The following is a 19,899-nucleotide window of genomic DNA, read 5'->3' on the forward strand; positions in this document are numbered from 1 at the left end:
CCGCCGCCGTCTCTACTACGCCTGGCGGTGGCCTTGGGACAGCTCATAGGTGAACGCACGACCACCGATCCCCAGCAGGGCGTGCGCCTCGGCCTTGAGGAGCCAGAGCCTCGATTCGGAGCGGATCTTCATCAGGGTCGGCGTGCCGCGTGGTACTCGCGTTCCTCCTCAGAACGGCTGCCGCGGAGTTCCTCGATGTCGACCCACGAGAACTCATCGCGGGCGTGCACCCCGGGCCACACCGTGAGGGAAAGGCGCTCTACGTCTTTCTCGCGGACGCGCTGGAGAACGGGGCCGGGTTCAGCACGCATCTCGGCGAGGTCGCTTCGGATTTCACCGCACACGTCTCGGCATTCCTCGGCGGCCTGGCCAGACCCGATCATGCTGACGCCTACCAGACGTCATGCTACGGCTGCCTGCGTGACTACAACAACATGGTGTTCCACCCGCTCTTGGACTGGCGGCTGGGCTCTGACCTGTTCGCCGTCCTGTCGGGTGGCCGACTAGCCTTGGGAAGTGCGGCTCTCAAGCGTGAGCGGCGGTCGCTGGACGGGCTGCGGGCGCTCTACGACGGAACGGTTCTTCCGGCCGATGCCGCGGTGATCGGCATACGAGCGCGTCGTGTCCCGTACGCCGTCGTCGCCCGGCACCCTCTGGAAGCGTGTGACTCAAGCCTGGTGAGTTCTCGTCTTGCCTCCGCGCTGGACGCGGCGGTCGCCCACGCCGGTGAACCGTCGCGAGTCATCGTCACCGATTGGTTCACAGCCGAACGAAGTCCTTTGCTCGTCGTCCAGCAGGTGGGGCGTCGGCGCCAACGAGGACGTCGTTGATGGTTTCTTAACGGCGCTGGACGCGCTGGAACGGAAAGCGCGAGAGTGGTGGGACATGACATGGCGGGATCCTCTGCGACTACGTTTTCGGCCACGCCATAAAACTAATTCGGGTATTTCTGTGCTCATGTGCCCCCATGATGCTGATTTGAGCTGTCCAAGAGCGGTTGCAATCATTAGCATCACCTTTCACGGCGCGATCAGGATTCGCGTGGATCAGGGCGGCACCCGATTCCGATTCGGCCAGTGTGAGTCCGTCGTTCCCCCAGGCAGGGGCAAGCATTCGAAAGGGAGTCGGAACGTGGTCGTCTCCATGGTCAAGTCGATCAGACAGGCCGCTCGGAACCAGAGCACGCAGGAGGTGCTCGCGCGGCGGTTCGCGGCTATGGAGGTGCGTGCCAACGCCGAGCGTGAAGGACAGGAGATCGCGCGGCGCAGGGTTTACGACGAGGCACTGGTGCCCTTCTCCGAGGTGTTCTCACGCCTGAAGAACGTGGACCTGGCCGAGCTGGCCGACATCGGCGACCTTGTCGAGGCGGACCTGCCGGACGTGGAACTGCGCGAAGTCCGGCTCAACGCGGTTGGCGCGATGGGGGCCCTGGTGGGGGGCGTGGCCGCTGGCGCCGGGATCGGCGCGCTCGCTTACACGGCGGTGGGGGCGTTCGCGGCGGCGTCCACCGGGACGGCGATCTCGACGCTGTCGGGTGCTGCGGCGACCAGCGCGACGCTGGCATGGCTCGGCGGTGGTTCTCTCGCCGCGGGCGGGGGTGGTGTCGCGGCAGGGACGATGGTGCTGACCGGCATCGTGGCGTTGCCGATCGTGGTGTCCCTCGCCGGGTTCGTCGAGTGGAGGGGGCGAAAGGCCCTCAGCCAACAGGACGAGGTCCAGGCGGAGCTGGCCAAGGTCGCCGCCGAGCTGGATCGGGTGGAGGTGTCGGCGGACGAAGTATGTGCCCGCAGCCGGGCCATTCGGCATCTGCTGGACGACGCGCGTGCAGCACTCGTGGAGAGGGTCCCGGCTCTGCGAAGGCTGCTGGAGGAAGAAGACGACTACACGCGCCTGACTCAGGCCGAGCGTACCCAGGTGGGAACCATGGTCTCGTTGGCCACCACCGTCGTCGCGGTGATGAGCGCACGTATCGCCGACGACGAGGGCCAGGTCACCGACCTCTCCGAGAGAGTCGTCACCGACGCCCGTGCGCGTTTGAGCTTACTGGCGGGGGTACGGTGACCGAGGAGGCAGAGCCGCCGTCGCGGACGTTGTCGCCGGGCGGGGTGGACGCCGCCGCATGGGCCGTGGCAGTGGTGGCCGGCCGTCGGCTGGCGCAGGCCACGGTGGAGGAGTTCGACCTGTGGATGGCCAACAGCAACGCCGTGCTGTCCCTGGACCCCAACTGGTGACGAATTGACGGGCGCATTGCCGAGCCGGCCCTGAATGTCGGGGGGCAAAGGTGCGTACACACTCAAGGCGGTTCCCTGTTATCAAGCGCGGAGATGAGGGAACGTTCGGTCATTGTTGCACCAAAGCGCTAATCTCATCGGAGTGTGACCGTATGGCCTCGGCTGGTATCGCCCCAGGAGGTTCGTCATGCCGCAGCTCGCCTTCGCCAACAGCTTCTGGGAGAGCTATGACGTCCTGGAAAAGCCGGTCAAAGCCGGTCTGCACAAGGCGATGGCGAAATTCCAGCAACTCACCATCGCCGAGCTGCACGCCGACAAGGGCCTGCACCTCGAGTCGGTGGAGCAGGCCCGCGACCCCCGGATGCGGACGATCCGCGTCACCGACTCCTGGCGCGGCATCGTGCTGGCGCCTGACGACGGAAGCGACACGTTCCTGCTGATCAACGTCGTACCGCACAAGGAGGCCTACGGCTGGGCTTCCAAGCGCCTGTGCACCGTCAACACCGCCACACGCGGTCTGGAGGTGCGGAACGTGGTCGCCATCGAGCAGCTCACCCCGTCCCTGGAGAAGGCCGCCGCCGAGGCGCCGGCACTGTTGTTCTCCGGCTACTCCGACCATGTGCTGCGTGAGCTCGGGATCGACGACCAGGTGATGCGCGCGGCGCGGACGATCACCGGCAAGGCACAGCTCGAGGCATTCGGCGCCCTGCTCCCCGAGGACCAGTTCGAGGTCCTGCAGTACTTGGCCGAGGGCTTCTCGCCCGAGGAGGTCTACCGGGACGTCGTCACCGAGCGCGCGCCGGCCGGCACCGCCCCCGACTCCTCCGAGAGCCTCGCGGCGGCGATCGCGAACACGGCCGGCCGCATCACGGTCGTCACCGGTCCCGATCATCTCGCCGAAATCCTCGACAGGCGAGGGTGACGAGAGCTCACAGGCCGGCTCGTCGCCGCAGGGTGAACAACCTCACGTCGCCGGATTCCCGATGAACGGGCCGAGGCGGCGGCGCTGGTGCCATGGAGCGGGGCGGCCGGGCCCTTCCTCTCACGTCCAGCGGACCGAGGGGGCGCTCGGCGGGCGCCCCCTCGTCCATGAGCGGCACGAGTCCGGTTCGTCAGCCGGTCGTGATGGCGATTCCGGGGAAGGCGGCGGTCGCGTTGCTCCATGGGGCGTAGTAGAGCCGCCAGGAGCAGAGGCGGCCGGTGGTGACGTAGCCGGTGCAGGCGACCTGAGCGCTGGTGTCGATGGCCGAGATGACCCCCAGCGCGTACTGCTGGGTGGTGCTGGACGGCTCGGGGGTCTCCACCGGGCCGCCGCTGTCACCCTGGCCGGCCGCGTTCTTGCGCGTCGTGTTCTCCACTTGGGCCAGGCCGGTGAGAACGCCGTCCGCGAGGTTGATTGTGACGCCGGTCCGTATCACCTGGCAGAGGCAGATGGTGCCCGAGTAGGCGCCGGAGGTGCAGAGGTACATGCCCACGTAGGAGCCGGTGGTGCCGATGACCGGGTTGTCGAACTCCGGCGTCACGGTGCCGGGGTTGTTGTTGTAGACCCTGCCCGTGGTGGTGGCGCGGATCAGCATCACGTCGCGGGTCTTGTCGGTGTAGGCGACGGGGCCGATCCTCTCGCCGGTCGGGTCGATGGCGACCTGTCCGGCGGTGGCACAGTGGGCCGCGGACAGCATCCAGCTCGCGCCGCCGTAGGCGACGGCCCAGCCTGTCGAGCAGCCGATCCCGGCGGCGGTGGTGGTCCGCCAGGCCGCGCCGCCCCGCCAGGGCGCGGTGTCGTCCCAGCGGCGGGCTGGGGCCGGTGTGACGCCGGCTTCCACGGTGACCGGCACCGCCGAGGCGGCGAGCGCCGAGCGGGTCACGCCGCGGTCGGCCACGGAGGCCGTCAGGCCGGAGCCGTCGGCGTTCGGCGCGATCGAGGTGATCGCGCCGCCGGACGCGCGGGCGAGGCGGTTCATCTCACGCTCCAGCTCGCGGACCGAGTAGGCCGCGGGCAGGACGCTGACCGGGACGTCCTCGCGCAGCTCGCGCAGCAGGGCGCCGATGGCCCCGGGGGTGGTCCCCTTCCAGTAGACGCGCAGTTCGCGGTTCTCGGGCGCGGCGACGATGCTGGCGAACCCGGTGTCACCGCGCGTCCCGACGGCGGCGGTGATCCGGTCGGCGGCCTTGACCAGCTTCCGCTGGGTGGTCAGCAGGTCCTTCCAGGAGGCGAAGCCGCCCGGGATCTCGCCGGTCGGCTCGACGGCCCGGGTGGTGGCGTCCGTTACGGCAGCGGGCTCGGGGGCCGCGGCGGCCTGGACGGGGCCGGTCGTGACCACGGCGACGGCGACGCTCAGCGCCACTGCCAGACGACGGGTGGCTCGCGGGGCTCTTGCGGTGATCGGGGGTGTTTTCACCGAATGCTCCTCTATGCCTTACTCGGGGGGATGCATCCGGTATTCCATGCATTTACGGTGTAATCAATGTCTTGACCGGGTTATCCCTCTCTGGTAAAGCCGCGGGTCACCGCATTTCAGTGTGACGCCGCAGACGGGCATGCGGTGGCGGTTCCCCTCGGCCATCCCGAATCGCCGTACCCCCTCGGCTCCGCCTCCGCCGCCTCGCCGCCGTTCGAGGCGAGGCGGTGTGACGGTCTCGCGGACGAGCGTCAGCCCTCCGCGGTGTCGTGATAGCGGCGGGCGGCCAGGAGGGCGGCGCGGATGGCGGCGGCGTCGCCCGGGGAGCCGGGGTCGTCGCCGGCGACGCCCGTGCCCTGCGGGTACTTCGCGTACGGCACGGCGTAGGCGGGGGTGTCGCGCTGGAAGCGCCATCCCTCCGCGAGCGACCCGGCGTCCACGGCGTCGAAGCCGAGGATGTCCAGGAGCGTGGTGGCCGCGGCCTTGGCGGCGGGGTCGTCGCCGGCGATCGGCAGGGCGGAGCGGTCCTCGGCGCCGGCGGGACGGGCGAGGGCGGCCAGGTGCTTGAAGTAGATGTTGTTGAACGCCTTGACGACCTTGGCGTCGGGCAGGCGCCGCTGGAGGAGCTCGCTGGTGGTGGTCTCCTCGCTGTCCAGTTCGGGGATCCGGCCGTCACGCTGCGGATAGTAGTTGCCGGTGTCCAGGACGACCTTGCCGGCCAGCGGTTCCACCGGCACCTGGTCGTACGCCTTCAGCGGGATGGTCACCACCACCCAGTCCCCGGCGGCCGCGGCCTCGGCCGGGGTGGCGGCCCGGGCGTGCGGGCCGAGTTCTTCGACGAGTGCGGACAGGGTGTCCGGGCCGCGGGAGTTGCTCAGGACGACGTCCAGGCCGGCGGCGACTGCCAGCCGGGCGAGCGTGCCGCCGATGTACCCGCTGCCGATCAATCCGAGGGTAGCCATGACGACGACAACCACGCCCCCGGCCGCCGCTATTCCTATCGGGTGGAAGGGTTTTATCGCGCGCCGCGCGCAGAGGTCCGCCGTCCTGGCGGACGGACGGTCGGTGGCGGACGGGCAGCGGGCGGGCTGCGGGCCAGGTCGCCCGGCGGCCTCGGTGAGGTCGGCGTAATAGGAGTTATGATCCTTCCGTCCAGTTTTCCTCCACTGGCGTTTGTGTAGCCCTGCCGATGAACGTCTGCATGGTGTCCGGCACCGAGCGAAAGGTCGCTATGCGCTCATCGGCCGGCCGGCGCCGGACCGCCCGCGGGCGAGGCTGATGCCGTCCCTCGATCTCGCGCAGTGGGCCATCCTGGTCTTCTCGCTGGTCCTCGTCGGGTTCTCCAAGACCGGCGTCTCGGGGACCGGCACCGTGGCCATCGCCCTGTTCGCGCTCGTGCTGCCGACGAAGAGCTCGACCGGCGTGTTGCTGCCGTTGCTCCTGGTCGGCGACATCGTGGCCGTCGCCTCCTACCGCCGGCACGCGGACTGGCCGAGGCTGCTCAGGCTGTTCCCGTGGGTGGCGGCCGGTGTGGTGGTGGGGGCCCTCGTCGTCCGCTGGGTGGACGACGCGCAGATGAGACGGCTGATCGGCACGATCCTCCTGATGATCGTCGCCGCCCACCTGTGGAACCGCCGCCGCGGCCCCGAGAACTCGCTCGCCCACAACCGCACGGTGGTGGCGCTGGCGGGCGTCTTCGCCGGGTTCGCGACGATGACGGCCAACGCGGCGGGGCCGATCATGGCGATCTACCTGCTGGCGGCGGGCCTGCCCGTCCTGAACTTCCTCGGCACCAGCGCGTGGTTCTTCCTCACGATCAACGCGTTCAAGGTGCCGTTCAGCGTCGCCCTCGGCCTCATCACCCCCGCCACCCTCGCGTTCGCCGCGGTGACGGCACCCGCCGTCCTCGCCGGCGCCGCCGCCGGGCGTCTGCTGATCGGCCGCATCGACCGGACGTGGTTCGAGCGTGTGACCGTGACCCTCACCGTCGTCGCGGCGATCCGCCTCCTGTTCTGAGCGCCCGCGCCCTTGGGTTGGACAGCCTCGTCGCCGAGGCGGTTGACTGTGGCGAACGCAGAAGGTGATCCTCGCGGAGGAGAGTTGCCATGCAGACTCGCCGTGTCGGCGATGTCCAGGTCGGCGCCGTCGGGCTCGGCGGCATGCCGATGTCCATCGAAGGGCGGCCCGAGGACGAGAGCCGGTCGATCGCGACCATCCACGCCGCCCTGGACGCCGGCGTGACGCTGATCGACACCGCCGACGCCTACCACCTGCACGCGGACGAGGTCGGCCACAACGAGTCGCTCATCGCCCGCGCCCTCGCCTCGTACGGGGGCGACACCACGGACGTCCTGGTCGCCACCAAGGGCGGCCACCTGCGCCCGGGCGACGGCACGTGGACGGTGAACGGCTCGCCGGACTACCTCAAGCAGGCCTGCGAGGCGTCGCTCAAGCGGCTCGGCGTCGAGGCCATCGGCCTCTACCAGTTCCACCGGCCCGATCCCCGCGTTCCGTACGAGGAGTCGGTGGGCGCCATCCGCGACCTGCTGGACGCGGGGAAGATCCGCCTCGCGGGCATCTCGAACGCGAACCCGGATCAGATCCGCCAGGCGCGGGACATCCTGGGCGGCCGTCTGGCCGGCGTCCAGAACGAGTTCTCTCTCGCGTTCCGCTCCAGCGAGCCCGAGTTGGAGCTGTGCGACGAGCTGGGCATCAGCTTCCTGCCGTGGCGCCCCTTCGGCGGCATCCGCCAGGCGGGGCGGCTCGGGTCGCGGTTCGCCGCCGGCGCCGAGATCGCCGAGGCGCACGGGGTGAGCCCCTACCAGGTGACCCTCGCCTGGATGCTCGCCAAGTCGCCCGTCGTGATTCCGATCCCCGGCTCCTCACGCCCGGAGACGATCCGCGACTCGGCAGCCGCCGCCGACCTGACCCTGACCGCCGACGAGCTGGCCCGCCTGGACGCCTCCTGAGCGTCCGGGGAGGGGACTCCGGCTTCCCGAAGCCGGCGGAACGGGTCCATGGTTCCTCCGATTCCGAGGCCCGCCGGCGGGGTCAGTTGGAATTCCCGTAGCTGTCGACGACGGTCTCGATCTTGTCGAGCCGGCGGATGGCGACGGTCGCGCTCACCGCTTCGTCCGCCCAGGTCGGCCGGGGTGCCGGGACGCCGCCGGGCCTGCTCGCCCGCGCTGACGCACTCGTAGCACGGACGGCCGGGCGCGAAGACGCCGACCGTCACCAGCGGCGCGCCTGAACGGCTACACCCTCGACAACTACAGAAGAAGGCTCGAACGCCGCATGCAGTCCCAAGATCGCTACACAGCCTAGGAGTCGCGCGGGCCCGTCCCCGCAGACCGGCACGCCTTCGCGGCGGTACCCTCGCCGCCGCCCGGGTGCGTGCCGGTGTGTCCAGGGACCGGTGTCCGGGCACCGGTAGGTCCAGGCACAGGTATGTCCGGGGACCGATGTGTCTAGGGAGAGGCGCGACCGGCCTCGTGCGCCTCCACCAGCTGTTTGGGAGCCGTCAGGCACCACGCCTCGGTGACCAGCTCGAACAGCTCGTCCGGCTCGATCTTCGCCAAACGCACCACGACCCACCCGAACCGCCCGGCGGTGAACTGCACCTCGAAGACCTCGGGCCGCTCCGCCACCAGCGCGATCTGCTCCTCGATCGTCGCCTTCAGCCCGACCGTCTCCGTCTTCTCCCAGAGGTACCCGAACCCCTTGCCTCGCACCTTCAGCGCGACCCACTCACCTCCGTCGCTCTGCTTCACCTCGGGAAGCTCGTCCAACATCCCCAAGAACTCGTCGACACTCACGCCCATGGCCCACATCTACCAGACTCCACCGACAGGAATCCGAGCCCCCCGAACCGCCCCGACCAGGACGATCTCGACGCCCACCGACCTGCCACGTAGATCACACCCGGGCCCTTCGGTGACGGAGGCGCGGCGGTCAGCTCGGTGACCCGGGATTCAGCGCACCGGTGGTGAGTCCGAGCAGGACGGAGGCGGCGGCCACCTGGCCGGATCCATTCGCCCCGCGTAGCTCCGCCTCGAAGGCGAAAAGGTTACGGAACGCCTCTCCGTACCTGCGCTGGTCGTCCAGCGGAAGCCGGGGCACCTGGGCACGCCGGGAGTCGAATCGCGTCAGCCCCGGTTGAGTGCCCCCGGCCGGCGCCGGTGAGCTGCGGACGAACCCCGCGAGGAAGTACGGGTCGAGGCGCTCCGGATCAGGCCGGAGAAGGGTGAGGCGCGGCCCGAGCAGCAGGCCGGCCTCATCCACGACCCGGACCGCCACCTCCCGGTCCCGCGTCGCGACCACCACGTCACCCGGAAGGATCGCGATCCTGTTCTCCGGCCGCGTGCGGTTGGTGGCAGGCCCTCCCGCGAACAGGTGACCGGCTTCCAGCACGAACTCACCCGTGCCGTCCACGTCGTAGCGGCCGGACTGCTGGACGGTGAGCGCGCCGGTGCGTTCGAGCTCGGTGAGCGGCATCATCGGCACGTCCCGGGGACGGCTGGGGGACACCTCGGGCATCAGCGCCGCGAGGCGTTCGAGGCGGCTCAGGAAATCGGTGCGGAACGCGGGGTAGTCGCCCGCGGTGGCGTCCGCCACCCCTACGTGCCTCGCGGGGCTGATGTCGATGTCCTCGTCGATCAGATCGATGATCGGGACGGTACGGGTCTCGCCGGGCACATCGAGAACGCGATCCGGATCTTCCCGGAAATGGCGCCATCGCTCGACCACGGCGTCGAACGTGGCCGGTTCCGCCGTGGACATCAGCACGCGCGACGGCGTGCGGCCGTCACCGACCGGCCTGCGCAGCACCCAGATGTGCACGGGAAGGCCGGTGCCCGGGGCCATCTTCGGCGGAAGCCCGATCACGGCCTGGACGGCGCCGCGGCGCATCAGGTTGCTTCGTATCCGGCGGCCGGATCGCCGGTTCGCGGCGATCTCCGGCATCAGCATGACCGCGACGCCGCCGGGCCGCAGGTGGGCGAGCGCGTGCTGGACCCACGCCAGCTCCGACTCCGACTTGGGCGGCAGCCCGTACTCCCAGCGCGGGTCGCTCGCCAGTTCTTCGTATCCCCAGTTGCGCTCGTTGAACGGGGGATGGCACACCACCGCGTCGACGGTCACGCCGGGCCAGGCGTCCTGGCGGAGGGAGTCGCCCGTCCTGATCGCGCCGTCGACCCCGGCCAGGGACAGGCGCGTCTGGGCCAGCCGCGCGAGCGCGGGGTCGGACTCCTGCCCGTAGGCGTGTTCTGTCCCGTTCATCGTCGCCAGGAGTACTCCGAGCCCGCAGGCCGGATCCAGGACCGTGCCGACGTCCGGCCCGGCCAGTTTCGCCATGAACTGCGCCAGTTCGATCGGTGTTTCCGCCAGCCGCCGGGAGTGCACATCGGCGTAGCGGTCGAGCAGAAACCGGCTCGCCTCCTCGGCTCCCTGTTCCGCGGCGTACTGCTGGAGCAGCGTCCACGCGGGCCGCGGCACCGAACGAGGCTTCCCCACGCCTCGCAGCAATTCGGCGGCCTCGGCGACCACCTCACCGAGCCTGAGATCGTCCGCGGCCGTCCTGATCTGCTGCCAGACGCGTTCGGCAAGCGGCAGTTCCTCGACCTTGCCCTGGCCGAGCAGCCACGCCTCCACGTCCTTGAGGGCGAAGGTAGGGCTGGTCGGCGTCCCGCCGACGGGCTCGGGGAAGTCTTCGTACCGGCGCCGCCAGTTGCTCACGGCCGCCCGTCCGACACCCGCCATGCGTGCGATGTCGGCCGAGGTGACGGTCGCGCCGTCTCCGCTCATCGCCGGCCTCCCGGTCTCGCCCCTGACGTGTGCCCACGTCAGCACATCCGTTGTGGATGCAAAGCTAGCCTAGAAGGCCGCGTTCGAGCGACTACGTGCGACCCGCACGTGTACGGCATTCACGACACGATATTCCCGCCTCCGGCCCCGGCGGGCTGGTGCGGTCGGGTGGTCTGGCTCACCATGAGGGCATGGAAGCGGATCTCGTCGATGGAGGCGATCGGTGAGAAGGTCCATCGTCATGTCGTCACTGGCCGTCGCGACGCTCGTCGCCCTCGTGTGGGCGCCTGGAGCGGTGGAGGCCCGGAGCGTCGCTCAGCCGCCCGGGGTTCGCACCGCCGGTACGGCCCCGGCGTCCACCGCCGGTACGGTCCCGGGGGGTGTCGAGGTGGCGGCCGCGTGGACGCCGCCGCTCAGCACGCGGGGACGCTACATCGTGGACGCGAACGGCAACCGCTTCAAGCTGAAATCGGGGAACTGGCACGGTGCCAGCGGCACGTGGACCGGATCGGGTGCCGTCGGCGACCCCGCGAACCACCACGCCGGCGAGAAGTCCGACCAGATGCCACTGGGCCTGGACCGAGCGCCCATGTCCGAGATCGTCGCCGCCTTCGGGGAACTGGGCCTGAACAGCGTCCGGCTGCCGTTCTCCAACGAGATGATCCACGACCAGCGCGCCGTGCCGGACGCGTCCGTCGCGGCGAACCCCGAGCTGAGGGGGAAGACTCCGCTCCAGGTCTACGACGCCGCGGTCCAGGCGCTCACCGGGGCGGGGCTGGCGGTGATCCTCAACAATCACACCAATACGTCCCGCTGGTGCTGCGGGGTGGACGGCAACGAGCGCTGGAACGCGAGCCAGACGGCCGACCAGTGGCAGAACGACTGGTTGTTCATGGCGCGCCGCTACAAGGACAACCAGCGGGTCGTCGGCGCGGACCTGTACAACGAGGTGCGCCGCTCCGTCCTGGACGACCCCAACTGGGGCCTCGGCGATGGCCATGACTGGTACAGCGCCTCGCAACGGATGGGCGACCGCATCCTGCAGGAGGCCGACCCCGACCTACTGATCATCGTCGAGGGCATCAACTGGACGGGCATCCCCATCGACGGGTTTCCGCACGAGCGTCCCACCCTGGAGCCTGTCCAGCGGCTCTCGCACACGCTGGTGAAGTCCAACAAGCTGGTGTACTCCGCCCACTTCTACGGCTACACCGGCCCCAGGCACAGCGGGGCGACGGGTATAGGCGAGACCTCTGACCCGCGCTATCAGGACCTCAGCCGGGACGAGCTGTACGACGTGCTCCGCCGGCAGGCGTTCTACGTCGCCGCGGAACCGGACGCGCATTTCACCGCACCCGTCTGGATCAGCGAGTTCGGCGTCGGAGGCCGCGACGAGACCGGGGCGAAGCCCCGCGCGTGGTTCGCCGATTTCGTGGACTACCTCATCGCCACCGACGCCGACTTCGCCTACTGGCCCCTCGTCGGCTGGGACCAGAACCGGCGGGGCAACGGCTGGGCGCTCATGCACTGGGACGCGGCGGGCAGCCGGATGGGCCTGTTCGACGGCGATGACTGGCGGGCCGCCGCCTGGACCCGGCTGGTGAACGCCCCGGGCCGGACCGGCCAGGTCGCGCCGGTCGCCGGCTGGTCCATGCTCACCCTCGACTTCAGCGACTTCAACCAGTCTCTGCGGATGCGCGCGGTGCCGGACTGGGACTCCGGAGCGCGCAAGGCGTCGTGCCCGGACGGCCGGCGGCTCGCCGGCCTCAGCCATACCGGCAACCGCGGCCTGTGCACGGACGTCTCCGCCGGCGACCTGTGGGCGTCGTCCGGCGGCTACGAGGTCGTCCGCGACGAGCGGCACGTGCGGCAGGGCGACTGGGCATCGGGCTACACCAAACTTCAGTGCCCGCAAGGAAGCTTCCTGATCGGCTACGCCGTCCGCGGCGCGGCCGTGTCCAGCGGCCTGTGCGCGCAGTCCTCCGTACCGCTCGGTATGACCGGCCGCACCGTGTGGTTCGACCGTGGAGACAACCGCCCCGGCGGTGCCAACGGGAGAGAGTTCGCGTACGGGCACTACAAGGGGCAGTGCGCCAACGACGAGTACGCGGCCGGAATCGCCTACACCGGCCGCCTCGGCTCCAGGAAGACCCCGGACGCGCTCCTGTGCCGCAAACTGGTGTAGCCGCGGCCGAGGTGTCCGAAAGCGGGTCCTAAGGCGTGTCTTAAGGGGTGCCCGAAGGCGGTCAGTCGCCCCGGCGCAGCGCCCACTCGACCGCCGGGCAGCGGTTCATGACGACGTCCAGTCCGGCGTCCAGGGCACGCTGCGCCGCGGCCCGGTCGATCACGTCGAGCGGGAGCCACACCGCGCCCGCGCCCGCCGCGATCGCCTCGTCCACCACCTGCCCGGCGAACTCCGACCGCCGGTACACGCCGACGACGTCCACCTTGCCCGGCACCTCGGTCAGCGTCGCGTATCCCTGCTCGCCCAGCACGGCCTTGGCCGCCGGGTGGACCGGGACGATCCGCTTGCCCCTCGTCTGAAGAAGCCGCGCCTGGTCGTACGCCGTGCGGCGCGGGTCGTCCCCGAGCCCGACGAACGCCCACGTCCGCGATTCGTTGAGCAGTCGCCTGATGACACGCTGATCCGCGAAACGATCCTCCATGCCTGGCCTCAACACGCCCGCCCGCTCCCGCCTTCCCGCTCGTCCGAAAGCCACCATCAGTCCGCAGGTGTGGGTTCTCGGCTCCCGCATGTGTCCCGGGCGGCGGTGACGAGCGGCCGCGGGCTTCGGCCGTGGTGGCGGATTACACTGTGAATATGTCCTCGACCTGATGCTTCACCAGGGCCGATGGGCATGCGGGGGGTGCGAAATGACCATTATTAGTGTGATTCTCGCGGCCTTGGTCCTCGGCGCGGCGTGGCTGGCGACGAGCGTGCGCATCATCCGGCAGTACGAACGGGGCATCGTCTACCGGTTCGGGCGCGTGCGGGCGGCGGTCCGCGGACCCGGACTCGCGCTGCTGCTGCCGGTCGCCGACCGCCTGGAGAAGGTCAACCTGCAGATCATCACGATGCCGGTGCCCGCCCAGGACGGCATCACCTGCGACAACGTGACGGTCCGCGTGGACGCCGTCGTCTACTTCAAGGTCGTCGACCCGATGCGGGTGGCCGTCGACGTGCAGGACTACATTTCCGCGATCGGCCAGGTCGCGCAGACCTCGCTGCGGTCGATCATCGGCAAGAGCGAGCTGGACGACCTGCTGTCCAACCGCGAACAGCTCAACCAGGGCCTGGAGCTGATGATCGACAGCCCGGCGCTGGGCTGGGGCGTGCACATCGACCGTGTGGAGATCAAGGATGTGGCGCTGCCGGAGACGATGAAGCGGTCGATCGCCCGCCAGGCCGAAGCCGAGCGTGAGCGGCGGGCCCGCGTCATCACCGCCGACGGCGAGCTGCAGGCCTCGGCCAAGCTGAGCCAGGCCGCCGAGACGATGGCACAGCACCCGGCCGCGCTGGAACTGCGCCTGCTCCAGACCGTCGTCGAGGTCGCCGCCGAGAAGAACTCGACGCTCGTGCTGCCCTTCCCCGTGGAGCTGCTCAGGTTCCTGGAAAGACAGGCACCCGCCGAGCCCGGCCGGCCGGTCACCTCGTCCGGCACGGACGACGCCCCGCCGGTCCCTGTCGCACAGCGCATCCCGGAGGCCCGCCAGGGCGAGCAGGCCACGCCCATCGGCGGATCGACCCGTTAGGACCGGCCCGGTGGTCGCCGTCACCCGCTATGGCGGCCCGTCGCGGAGGAGCCGCGGATCTCCTTCGCCGGCCGTTCATGCCCCTTCTCGGGTGCCTCCGGCGCCTCCAGGGAGAAGGCTTCGCTCTCCCTCGCGTAGATGCCGCTGAGCTTGGCCCGCAGCCTGCCGAGCGGGTGCCGCATGACGTCCGGAGGCACGCCGTCCGCGGCGGCGGGGGCGGCCGGGATGGCGGGGATGCGCTTCTTCCCCCTCACCAGCTCCGCCAGATCCTCCGTCGGAGGAACGTGAACCTCGATGTACTCACCGTTGGGCAGGCGCTTGATGACACCCGACTCCACTCCGTGGGCCAGCATCTCCAGATCCCTGCGCTGCAGGCCGACGCAGAGGCGGTAGGTGACGAAGTACGCGAGCGCCGGTCCGAGGAAGATCAGGACCCGCCCGACCTTGGTGGTGGTGTACAGCGGGATGTGGTACGTCGCCGAGATCAAGTCGTTGGCGCCCATCACCATCAGCAACGTGTAGAACGTGATCGCCGTGACACCGATCGCGGTGCGGTGGGGGTTGTTGCGAGGCCGGTCGCACAGGTGATGTTCCCGTTCGTCCCCGGTGATCCAGTGTTCGGCGGCCGGGTACAGCAGCAGGCCGGTGAAGATGATCCCCATGGGCAGCAGGGCCGGGATGACCACGCTCAGCGGGATCGTGCGCCCCAGGAGGTTGATCTCCCAGGCCGGCATGAGCCGCAGCGAACCCTCCAGGAAGCCCATGTAGAAGTCGGGCTGCGACCCTGCGGAGATGTTGGCCGGGCTGTACGGGCCGAACAGCCAGATCGGGTTGATCTGGGCGAAGGTACTCAGCAACGCCAGGGCGCCGAATGTGACCATGAAGAAGGCGCCGGACTTGATCATGAAGGCCGGGAAGAACGGCGCGCCGACCACGTTCGTCTCGGTGCGGCCCTTGCCCGGCATCTGGGTGTGCTTCTGCACCCACATCAGCATGAGGTGAGCGGAGATCAGCGCCAGCAGCAGGCCGGGGATCAGCAGGATGTGGATGGCGAAGAACCGCGTGATCACATCCTGCCCGGGATACTCGCCGCCGAACAGGAAGAACGAGAGGTACGTGCCCACCACCGGGATCCCGATCAACACCCCCTGGGTGATGCGCAGCCCGGCGCCCGAGAGCAGGTCGTCCGGCAGGGAGTACCCGGTCAGGCCCTCGGCGAGGGCAAGGACGAACAACAGCACGCCAATGGTCCAGTTGAGCTCGCGCGGCTTGCGATAGGCCCCGGTGAAGAACACGCGGAGCATGTGCACCATCAAGCCCCCGACGAACAACAGCGCCGCCCAGTGGTGGATCTGCCGGATCAGCAGGCCGCCGCGCACGTCGAAGCTGATGTGCAGAGTGGAGGCATAGGCCTCGGACATCCGCACGCCGATCAGCGGCTGGTAGGGGCCGTTGTAGACGACCTCGCCCATGCTCGGCTTGAACCAGAAAGTCAGGAACGTACCGGTGAGCAGCAGGATGATGAACGAGTAGAGCGCGACCTCACCGAGCAGGAACGACCAGTGGTCCGGGAAGACCTTGCGGAGGTTCCGCTTGAACCACTGCCCCGCCCCCAGACGGTCGTCGATGAATCTCGCGCGCTCCGCGAGGACCTTCGGCGTCCTGTCGAGAGTCATGCCCGCCCCCCTAGCCCCGGCGTCCCCTCACGCCCTCGGCAGGAGCATCCCCGCGTCGCCTCGGGCGGCAGAGCCGTCAGTACATACCACGCTACGCTTCGCACACACGTGGCATTTGAGCAGGTCAACAGGGCAGGTCAAAAGGGCAGCGGCCGCCTCGGTGCCGCTGCCCTTCCCGCGTAACAGCTCGTACGACGCCCGGGCCTTGTCACAGCCCGTACGACGGACTGTTCACAGCCCGTACGACGCCCGGGCCTTCTGAACGGCCTCCGGCTTGACCTCGCCGCGCCGGGCCAGGGCCGCGAGCGCCGCGACCACGATGGACTCCGGGTCCACCCCGAAATGGCGGCGGGCCGCCTCGCGCGTGTCGGAGAGGCCGAAGCCGTCCGTGCCGATCGAGTGCCAGTCCTGCGGCACCCACTGGCTGATCTGGTCCGGTACAGCCCGCATCCAGTCACTGACCGCGAGCACCGGCCCGGCCGCGCCTTCCAGGGCACGCGTGACGTACGGGACGCGGTCCTCGCCCTTCAGCCGGTCCTCGTCGCAGGCCAGGGCGTCGCGGCGCAGCTCGCTCCAGGAGGTCGCGGACCACACGTCGGCGGCCACGCCCCAGTCGCGGGCGAGGAGCCGCTGGGCCTCGAGGATCCAGTGAATGGCGGTGCCGGAGGCGAGGAGCTGCAGGCGCGGCGCGTCCTCGGGCAGGCCCTCGGCCTCCTGGAAGCGGTAGAGGCCCTTGACGATCCCCTCCTCCACCCCGTGCGGCATGGCGGGCTGGACCTTGGGCTCGTTGTAGACCGTGAGGTAGTAGAAGACGTCCTCCGCGTCCGGCCCGTACATCCGGCGCAGACCGTCACGGATGATCACGGCCACCTCGTACGCGAAGGCCGGGTCGTAGGCGAGCGCCGCCGGGTTGGTGGAGGCGATCAGGTGCGAGTGGCCGTCCGCGTGCTGGAGGCCCTCGCCCGTCATCGTCGTACGTCCCGCGGTCGCGCCGATCAGGAAGCCGCGGCCGAGCTGGTCGGCGAGCGCCCACATCTGGTCGGCCGTCCGCTGCCAGCCGAACATCGAGTAGAAGATGTAGAACGGGATCATCGGCTCGCCGTGGGTGGCGTACGACGTCGCGGCCGCCGTGAAGTCGGCCATCGAACCGGCCTCGGTGATCCCCTCGTTGAGGATCTGGCCGTTCGTGGCCTCCTTGTAGTACATGAGCATGTCACGGTCGACCGGGTCGTAGGTCTGGCCCAGCGGGGAGTAGATCCCGGCGCTCGGGAAGAGCGACTCCATGCCGAAGGTGCGGGCCTCGTCCGGGACGATCGGCACCCAGCGCCGGCCGGTCTCCTCCTCCCGCATCAGGTCCTTGACCAGGCGGACGAAGGCCATCGTCGTCGCGATCTCCTGGCTGCCCGACCCCTTGGCCAAGGCCTCGAACGGCTTGGCCGACGGCTCGGGCAACGCCACCGGGTGGACCGTGCGGGCCGGGGCGGGGCCGCCCAGAGCGGCCCGGCGCTCCTGGAGGTAGCGCACCTCCGGCGAGCCGGCGCCCGGGTGGACGTACGGCACGACGTCCTCGTCCAGCCTGCCGTCGGGGATGGGGAGTTCGAGCAGGTCGCGCATGGCGCGGAACTGCTTGCCCGTCAGCTTCTTCATCTGGTGGTTGGCGTTGCGCGACTCGAAGCCGGGGCCGAGCGTGTGGCCCTTGATCGTCTGGGCGAGGACAACGGTCGGCGCGCCGCGGTGCTCGACCGCGGCACGGTAGGCGGCGTACACCTTACGCGGCTCGTGGCCCGCCCGGGAGGTGTGGAAGCACTCGACGATCTTCGCGTCGGTCAGCGCCTTGGCCATCTCGGCGAGCGCCGGGTCGGCGCCGAAGAAGTGCTCGCGGATGTAGGCGGCGTCGCGGGTCGCGTACGTCTGGAATTGGCCGTCGGGGACCTCGCGCAGCCGTCGTACGAGCGCCCCCGTGCTGTCGAGCGCGAACAACTCGTCCCAGGCCGAGCCCCAGAGGGCCTTGATCACGTTCCAGCCCGCCGCGCGGAACCGCGCCTCCAGCTCCTGGACGATCTTGAAGTTCGCGCGTACCGGACCGTCGAGCCGCTGCAGGTTGCAGTTGATCACGAAGGTCAGGTTGTCCAGGCCCTCGCGACCGGCGAGGGCGAGCGCGGCGGTCGACTCGGGCTCGTCCATCTCGCCGTCACCCAGGAACGCCCATACATGGGAGCCCGAGGTGTCCTTGATGCCGCGGTGCTGCAGATAACGGTTGAACCGCGCCTGGTAGATCGCCGCCAGCGGGCCCAGGCCCATCGACACGGTCGGGAACTCCCAGAGCCAGGGCAGCCGGCGCGGGTGCGGGTAGGAAGGCAGGCCGTCGCCGCCCGCCTCCCGCCGGAAGTGGTCGAGGTGCTCCTCGGTCAGCCGTCCGTCGAGGAAGGCCCGGGCGTAGATGCCGGGGGAGGCGTGCCCCTGGATGAAGAGCTGGTCCCCGGAGCCGTCGGCCTCCTTGCCACGGAAGAAGTGCTGGAAACCGATCTCGTAGAGCCAGGCGGCGGAGGCGAACGTGGCGATATGGCCCCCCAGGCCCTGGCGGCTGCCCCGGGTCACCATGGCCGCGGCGTTCCAGCGGTTCCAGGCGGTGATACGCCGCTCCATCGCCTCGTCGCCGGGGAACTCCGGCTCGGCGGCCGTGGGGATGGTGTTGACGTAGTCGGTCTCCAGCAGCTTCGGCAGCGCGAGACCGATCCCCTCGGCGTGCTCGAGGGTGCGGCGCATGAGATAGGCGGCGCGGTCCGACCCGGCGGCCTCGGTCACCGCGTCCAGTGAGGCCGCCCACTCGGCGGTCTCCTCCGGGTCGCGATCGGGGAGCTGGTCGAGGGCGCTCGGCTGGGTGCGCATTGCGTCGCTCATGGGTTCGCCTTCCAAGTGGCCCGCACCTCGTGGGAGGACGAGACGGTGAGAAAGGTGCCCTGCCATCCGGGCAGGGCGGGGCCGGTAGGCCCGCCGACCACTGTACGTCTGATCGATGATCGATCAAAATACTCTGGGCAAATTTCGCGAGAAGGAAAGGAAGGCGATATTTTCCACCACCCGCCGGGTCTCCGGCGCCGGGCGTCAGGCCGATCTCGCGCCACTCAGACCCCGGCGGCCGGGCGCAGAGGCACGCAGGGCATCGAGCGCGCAGGGCGTCGAGGCGCGCAGGACTCAGGCCTCGACCGCCGGGCGTCGAGGCGGGTCGGGCTCAGGCCTCGGCCGTCGGGCGTCGAGGCGCGCAGGCCAGCACATGCCGCTTGACCAGCTCGCCCACGTGCGGATCCCGCCGCCGGAAGGCCTCGACCACCGCCTCGTGCTCCTCCGCGTACGACTGCTGGTGGGTGCCCAGCCAGCGGATGGAGAGCGCCGTCCACACCTCGATGCCGAGCGCCTCCCAGGTGTGCAGCAGCACGGCGTTCCCCGACGCGCGCACCAACTCCCGGTGGAAGGCCACCGTATGCCGCACCTGGGCTTCGGCGTCGCTCCTGCGGTCGGCCTCGTACAGCGCGGCGACCTCGGGCTCCAGGACCGAGACGTCCTCGCCCAGCCGGGGCGCGGCCAGCTCGGCGGCGATCTGCTCCAGTCCCGCCCGCACCGGGTAGATCTCCTCCAGGTCGGCCACGGTGAGATCGCGCACCCGGACGCCCTTGTTCGGCGCCGACTCGATCAGCCGCAGCGTCTCCAACTCCCGCAGCGCCTCCCGGACGGGCGTCTGGCTGACCTCCAGCTCGACGGCGATCCGCCGCTCCACGATGCGCTCGCCCGGCTTCCAGCGCCCGCTGACGATCCCCTCCACGATGAACTCGCGGATCTGCTCGCGAAGCGAATGGACGACGGGCGAGGCCATGGGCGCTCCTTGGAAGATCGGCGCCTGCCCGGCCCAAGCGGCCGGGCCCCGCGCCGGGTCCGCCGGTCCGGCATCCGCACCGGCGGACCCGGCCGAGGTGGTTCGGTGAGCGGTCATTCTGATACTGAGCGTAGTACGACCGGCCCTCCCGTCCGGGCGCCAGCCGT

At 69.9% G+C, this 19,899-nt stretch carries 16 protein-coding genes and 1 pseudogene; 9 read left to right on the forward strand and 8 right to left on the reverse strand.

What is annotated here, in order from left to right; genetic code table 11:
• Positions 1-149: 149 nt before the first annotated feature.
• The 4 genes from AB0H21_RS18975 to AB0H21_RS18990 all read left to right on the forward strand — a co-directional run bounded on the left by AB0H21_RS18975 (position 150) and on the right by AB0H21_RS18990 (position 3,153).
• The gene (locus tag AB0H21_RS18975; RefSeq protein WP_358517837.1) at positions 150-830 is read left to right on the forward strand and encodes a DUF1998 domain-containing protein; all 681 of its coding nucleotides are present in this window, start codon (positions 150-152) and stop codon (positions 828-830) included.
• Positions 831-1,131: 301 nt separating this feature from the next.
• On the forward strand, positions 1,132-2,061 hold the full coding sequence (locus AB0H21_RS18980; RefSeq protein ID WP_358517839.1) for a hypothetical protein: 930 nt from the start codon (positions 1,132-1,134) through the stop codon (positions 2,059-2,061).
• Positions 2,058-2,231: a hypothetical protein gene (locus tag AB0H21_RS18985; protein WP_358517840.1), complete on the forward strand. Its 174-nt coding sequence runs from the start codon at positions 2,058-2,060 to the stop codon at positions 2,229-2,231. Before AB0H21_RS18980 ends, AB0H21_RS18985 begins: the two co-directional genes overlap by 4 nt.
• Positions 2,232-2,418: 187 nt before the next feature.
• A complete protein-coding gene (locus AB0H21_RS18990; protein ID WP_358517842.1) occupies positions 2,419-3,153 on the forward strand; it encodes a hypothetical protein in 735 nt (244 codons plus the stop codon).
• 190 nt (positions 3,154-3,343) lie between these two features.
• Here AB0H21_RS18990 and AB0H21_RS18995 read toward each other — a convergent pair whose 3' ends face one another.
• Together AB0H21_RS18995 and AB0H21_RS19000 are read right to left on the reverse strand one after the other, a co-directional pair.
• Positions 3,344-4,630 (reverse strand): hypothetical protein, encoded by a 1,287-nt coding sequence (locus AB0H21_RS18995; protein WP_358517844.1) that lies wholly within the window; start codon positions 4,628-4,630, stop codon positions 3,344-3,346.
• 251 nt (positions 4,631-4,881) lie between these two features.
• Positions 4,882-5,592 (reverse strand): NAD(P)-binding domain-containing protein, encoded by a 711-nt coding sequence (locus AB0H21_RS19000; RefSeq protein ID WP_358517846.1) that lies wholly within the window; start codon positions 5,590-5,592, stop codon positions 4,882-4,884.
• 316 nt (positions 5,593-5,908) lie between these two features.
• Here AB0H21_RS19000 and AB0H21_RS19005 point away from each other — a divergent pair, with 316 nt between their 5' ends.
• From AB0H21_RS19005 to AB0H21_RS19015, 3 genes are all read left to right on the forward strand, one after another.
• Positions 5,909-6,646, forward strand: coding sequence for a sulfite exporter TauE/SafE family protein (locus AB0H21_RS19005; RefSeq protein WP_358517848.1), 738 nt, complete (start codon positions 5,909-5,911; stop codon positions 6,644-6,646).
• Positions 6,647-6,735: 89 nt separating this feature from the next.
• Positions 6,736-7,599 carry an aldo/keto reductase gene (locus AB0H21_RS19010; protein ID WP_358517850.1) on the forward strand — a complete coding sequence of 288 codons (864 nt, stop codon included), beginning with the start codon at positions 6,736-6,738 and terminating at the stop codon, positions 7,597-7,599.
• A gap of 122 nt (positions 7,600-7,721) precedes the next feature.
• Positions 7,722-7,880, forward strand: coding sequence for a hypothetical protein (locus tag AB0H21_RS19015; protein WP_358517852.1), 159 nt, complete (start codon positions 7,722-7,724; stop codon positions 7,878-7,880).
• Positions 7,881-8,097: 217 nt separating this feature from the next.
• On the opposite strand, the gene AB0H21_RS19020 is transcribed toward AB0H21_RS19015, so the two are convergent.
• Both AB0H21_RS19020 and AB0H21_RS19025 read right to left on the reverse strand, forming a co-directional pair.
• On the reverse strand, positions 8,098-8,451 hold the full coding sequence (locus AB0H21_RS19020; RefSeq protein ID WP_358517854.1) for an MmcQ/YjbR family DNA-binding protein: 354 nt from the start codon (positions 8,449-8,451) through the stop codon (positions 8,098-8,100).
• A gap of 130 nt (positions 8,452-8,581) precedes the next feature.
• Positions 8,582-10,432 (reverse strand): N-6 DNA methylase, encoded by a 1,851-nt coding sequence (locus AB0H21_RS19025; protein ID WP_358517856.1) that lies wholly within the window; start codon positions 10,430-10,432, stop codon positions 8,582-8,584.
• A 223-nt stretch (positions 10,433-10,655) separates the two neighbouring features.
• Between AB0H21_RS19025 and AB0H21_RS19030 the strand changes: the two genes are divergently transcribed.
• A complete protein-coding gene (locus AB0H21_RS19030) occupies positions 10,656-12,617 on the forward strand; it encodes a cellulase family glycosylhydrolase (RefSeq protein WP_358517858.1) in 1,962 nt (653 codons plus the stop codon).
• A gap of 61 nt (positions 12,618-12,678) precedes the next feature.
• Here the strand turns inward: AB0H21_RS19030 and AB0H21_RS19035 are convergent, their stop codons facing one another.
• The gene (locus tag AB0H21_RS19035; protein ID WP_358517860.1) at positions 12,679-13,098 is read right to left on the reverse strand and encodes a CoA-binding protein; all 420 of its coding nucleotides are present in this window, start codon (positions 13,096-13,098) and stop codon (positions 12,679-12,681) included.
• Between the two features lie 208 nt (positions 13,099-13,306).
• Here AB0H21_RS19035 and AB0H21_RS19040 point away from each other — a divergent pair, with 208 nt between their 5' ends.
• Positions 13,307-14,185, forward strand: coding sequence for an SPFH domain-containing protein (locus tag AB0H21_RS19040; RefSeq protein ID WP_358517862.1), 879 nt, complete (start codon positions 13,307-13,309; stop codon positions 14,183-14,185).
• Between the two features lie 20 nt (positions 14,186-14,205).
• On the opposite strand, the gene AB0H21_RS19045 is transcribed toward AB0H21_RS19040, so the two are convergent.
• The 3 genes and pseudogenes from AB0H21_RS19045 to AB0H21_RS19055 form a co-directional block, all read right to left on the reverse strand.
• Positions 14,206-15,861, reverse strand: a complete 1,656-nt coding sequence (locus AB0H21_RS19045) for a cytochrome bc complex cytochrome b subunit (protein WP_358517864.1) — start codon at positions 15,859-15,861, stop codon at positions 14,206-14,208.
• 231 nt (positions 15,862-16,092) lie between these two features.
• The gene (gene aceE, locus AB0H21_RS19050; protein ID WP_358517865.1) at positions 16,093-18,762 is read right to left on the reverse strand and encodes a pyruvate dehydrogenase (acetyl-transferring), homodimeric type; all 2,670 of its coding nucleotides are present in this window, start codon (positions 18,760-18,762) and stop codon (positions 16,093-16,095) included.
• A 331-nt stretch (positions 18,763-19,093) separates the two neighbouring features.
• A pseudogene (locus AB0H21_RS19055) lies at positions 19,094-19,769 on the reverse strand (GntR family transcriptional regulator).
• Positions 19,770-19,899: the final 130 nt, after the last annotated feature.

The organism is Sphaerisporangium sp. NPDC051011, from assembly GCF_040653595.1.
In the GTDB taxonomy this organism is placed as follows: Bacteria; Actinomycetota; Actinomycetes; order Streptosporangiales; family Streptosporangiaceae; genus Sphaerisporangium.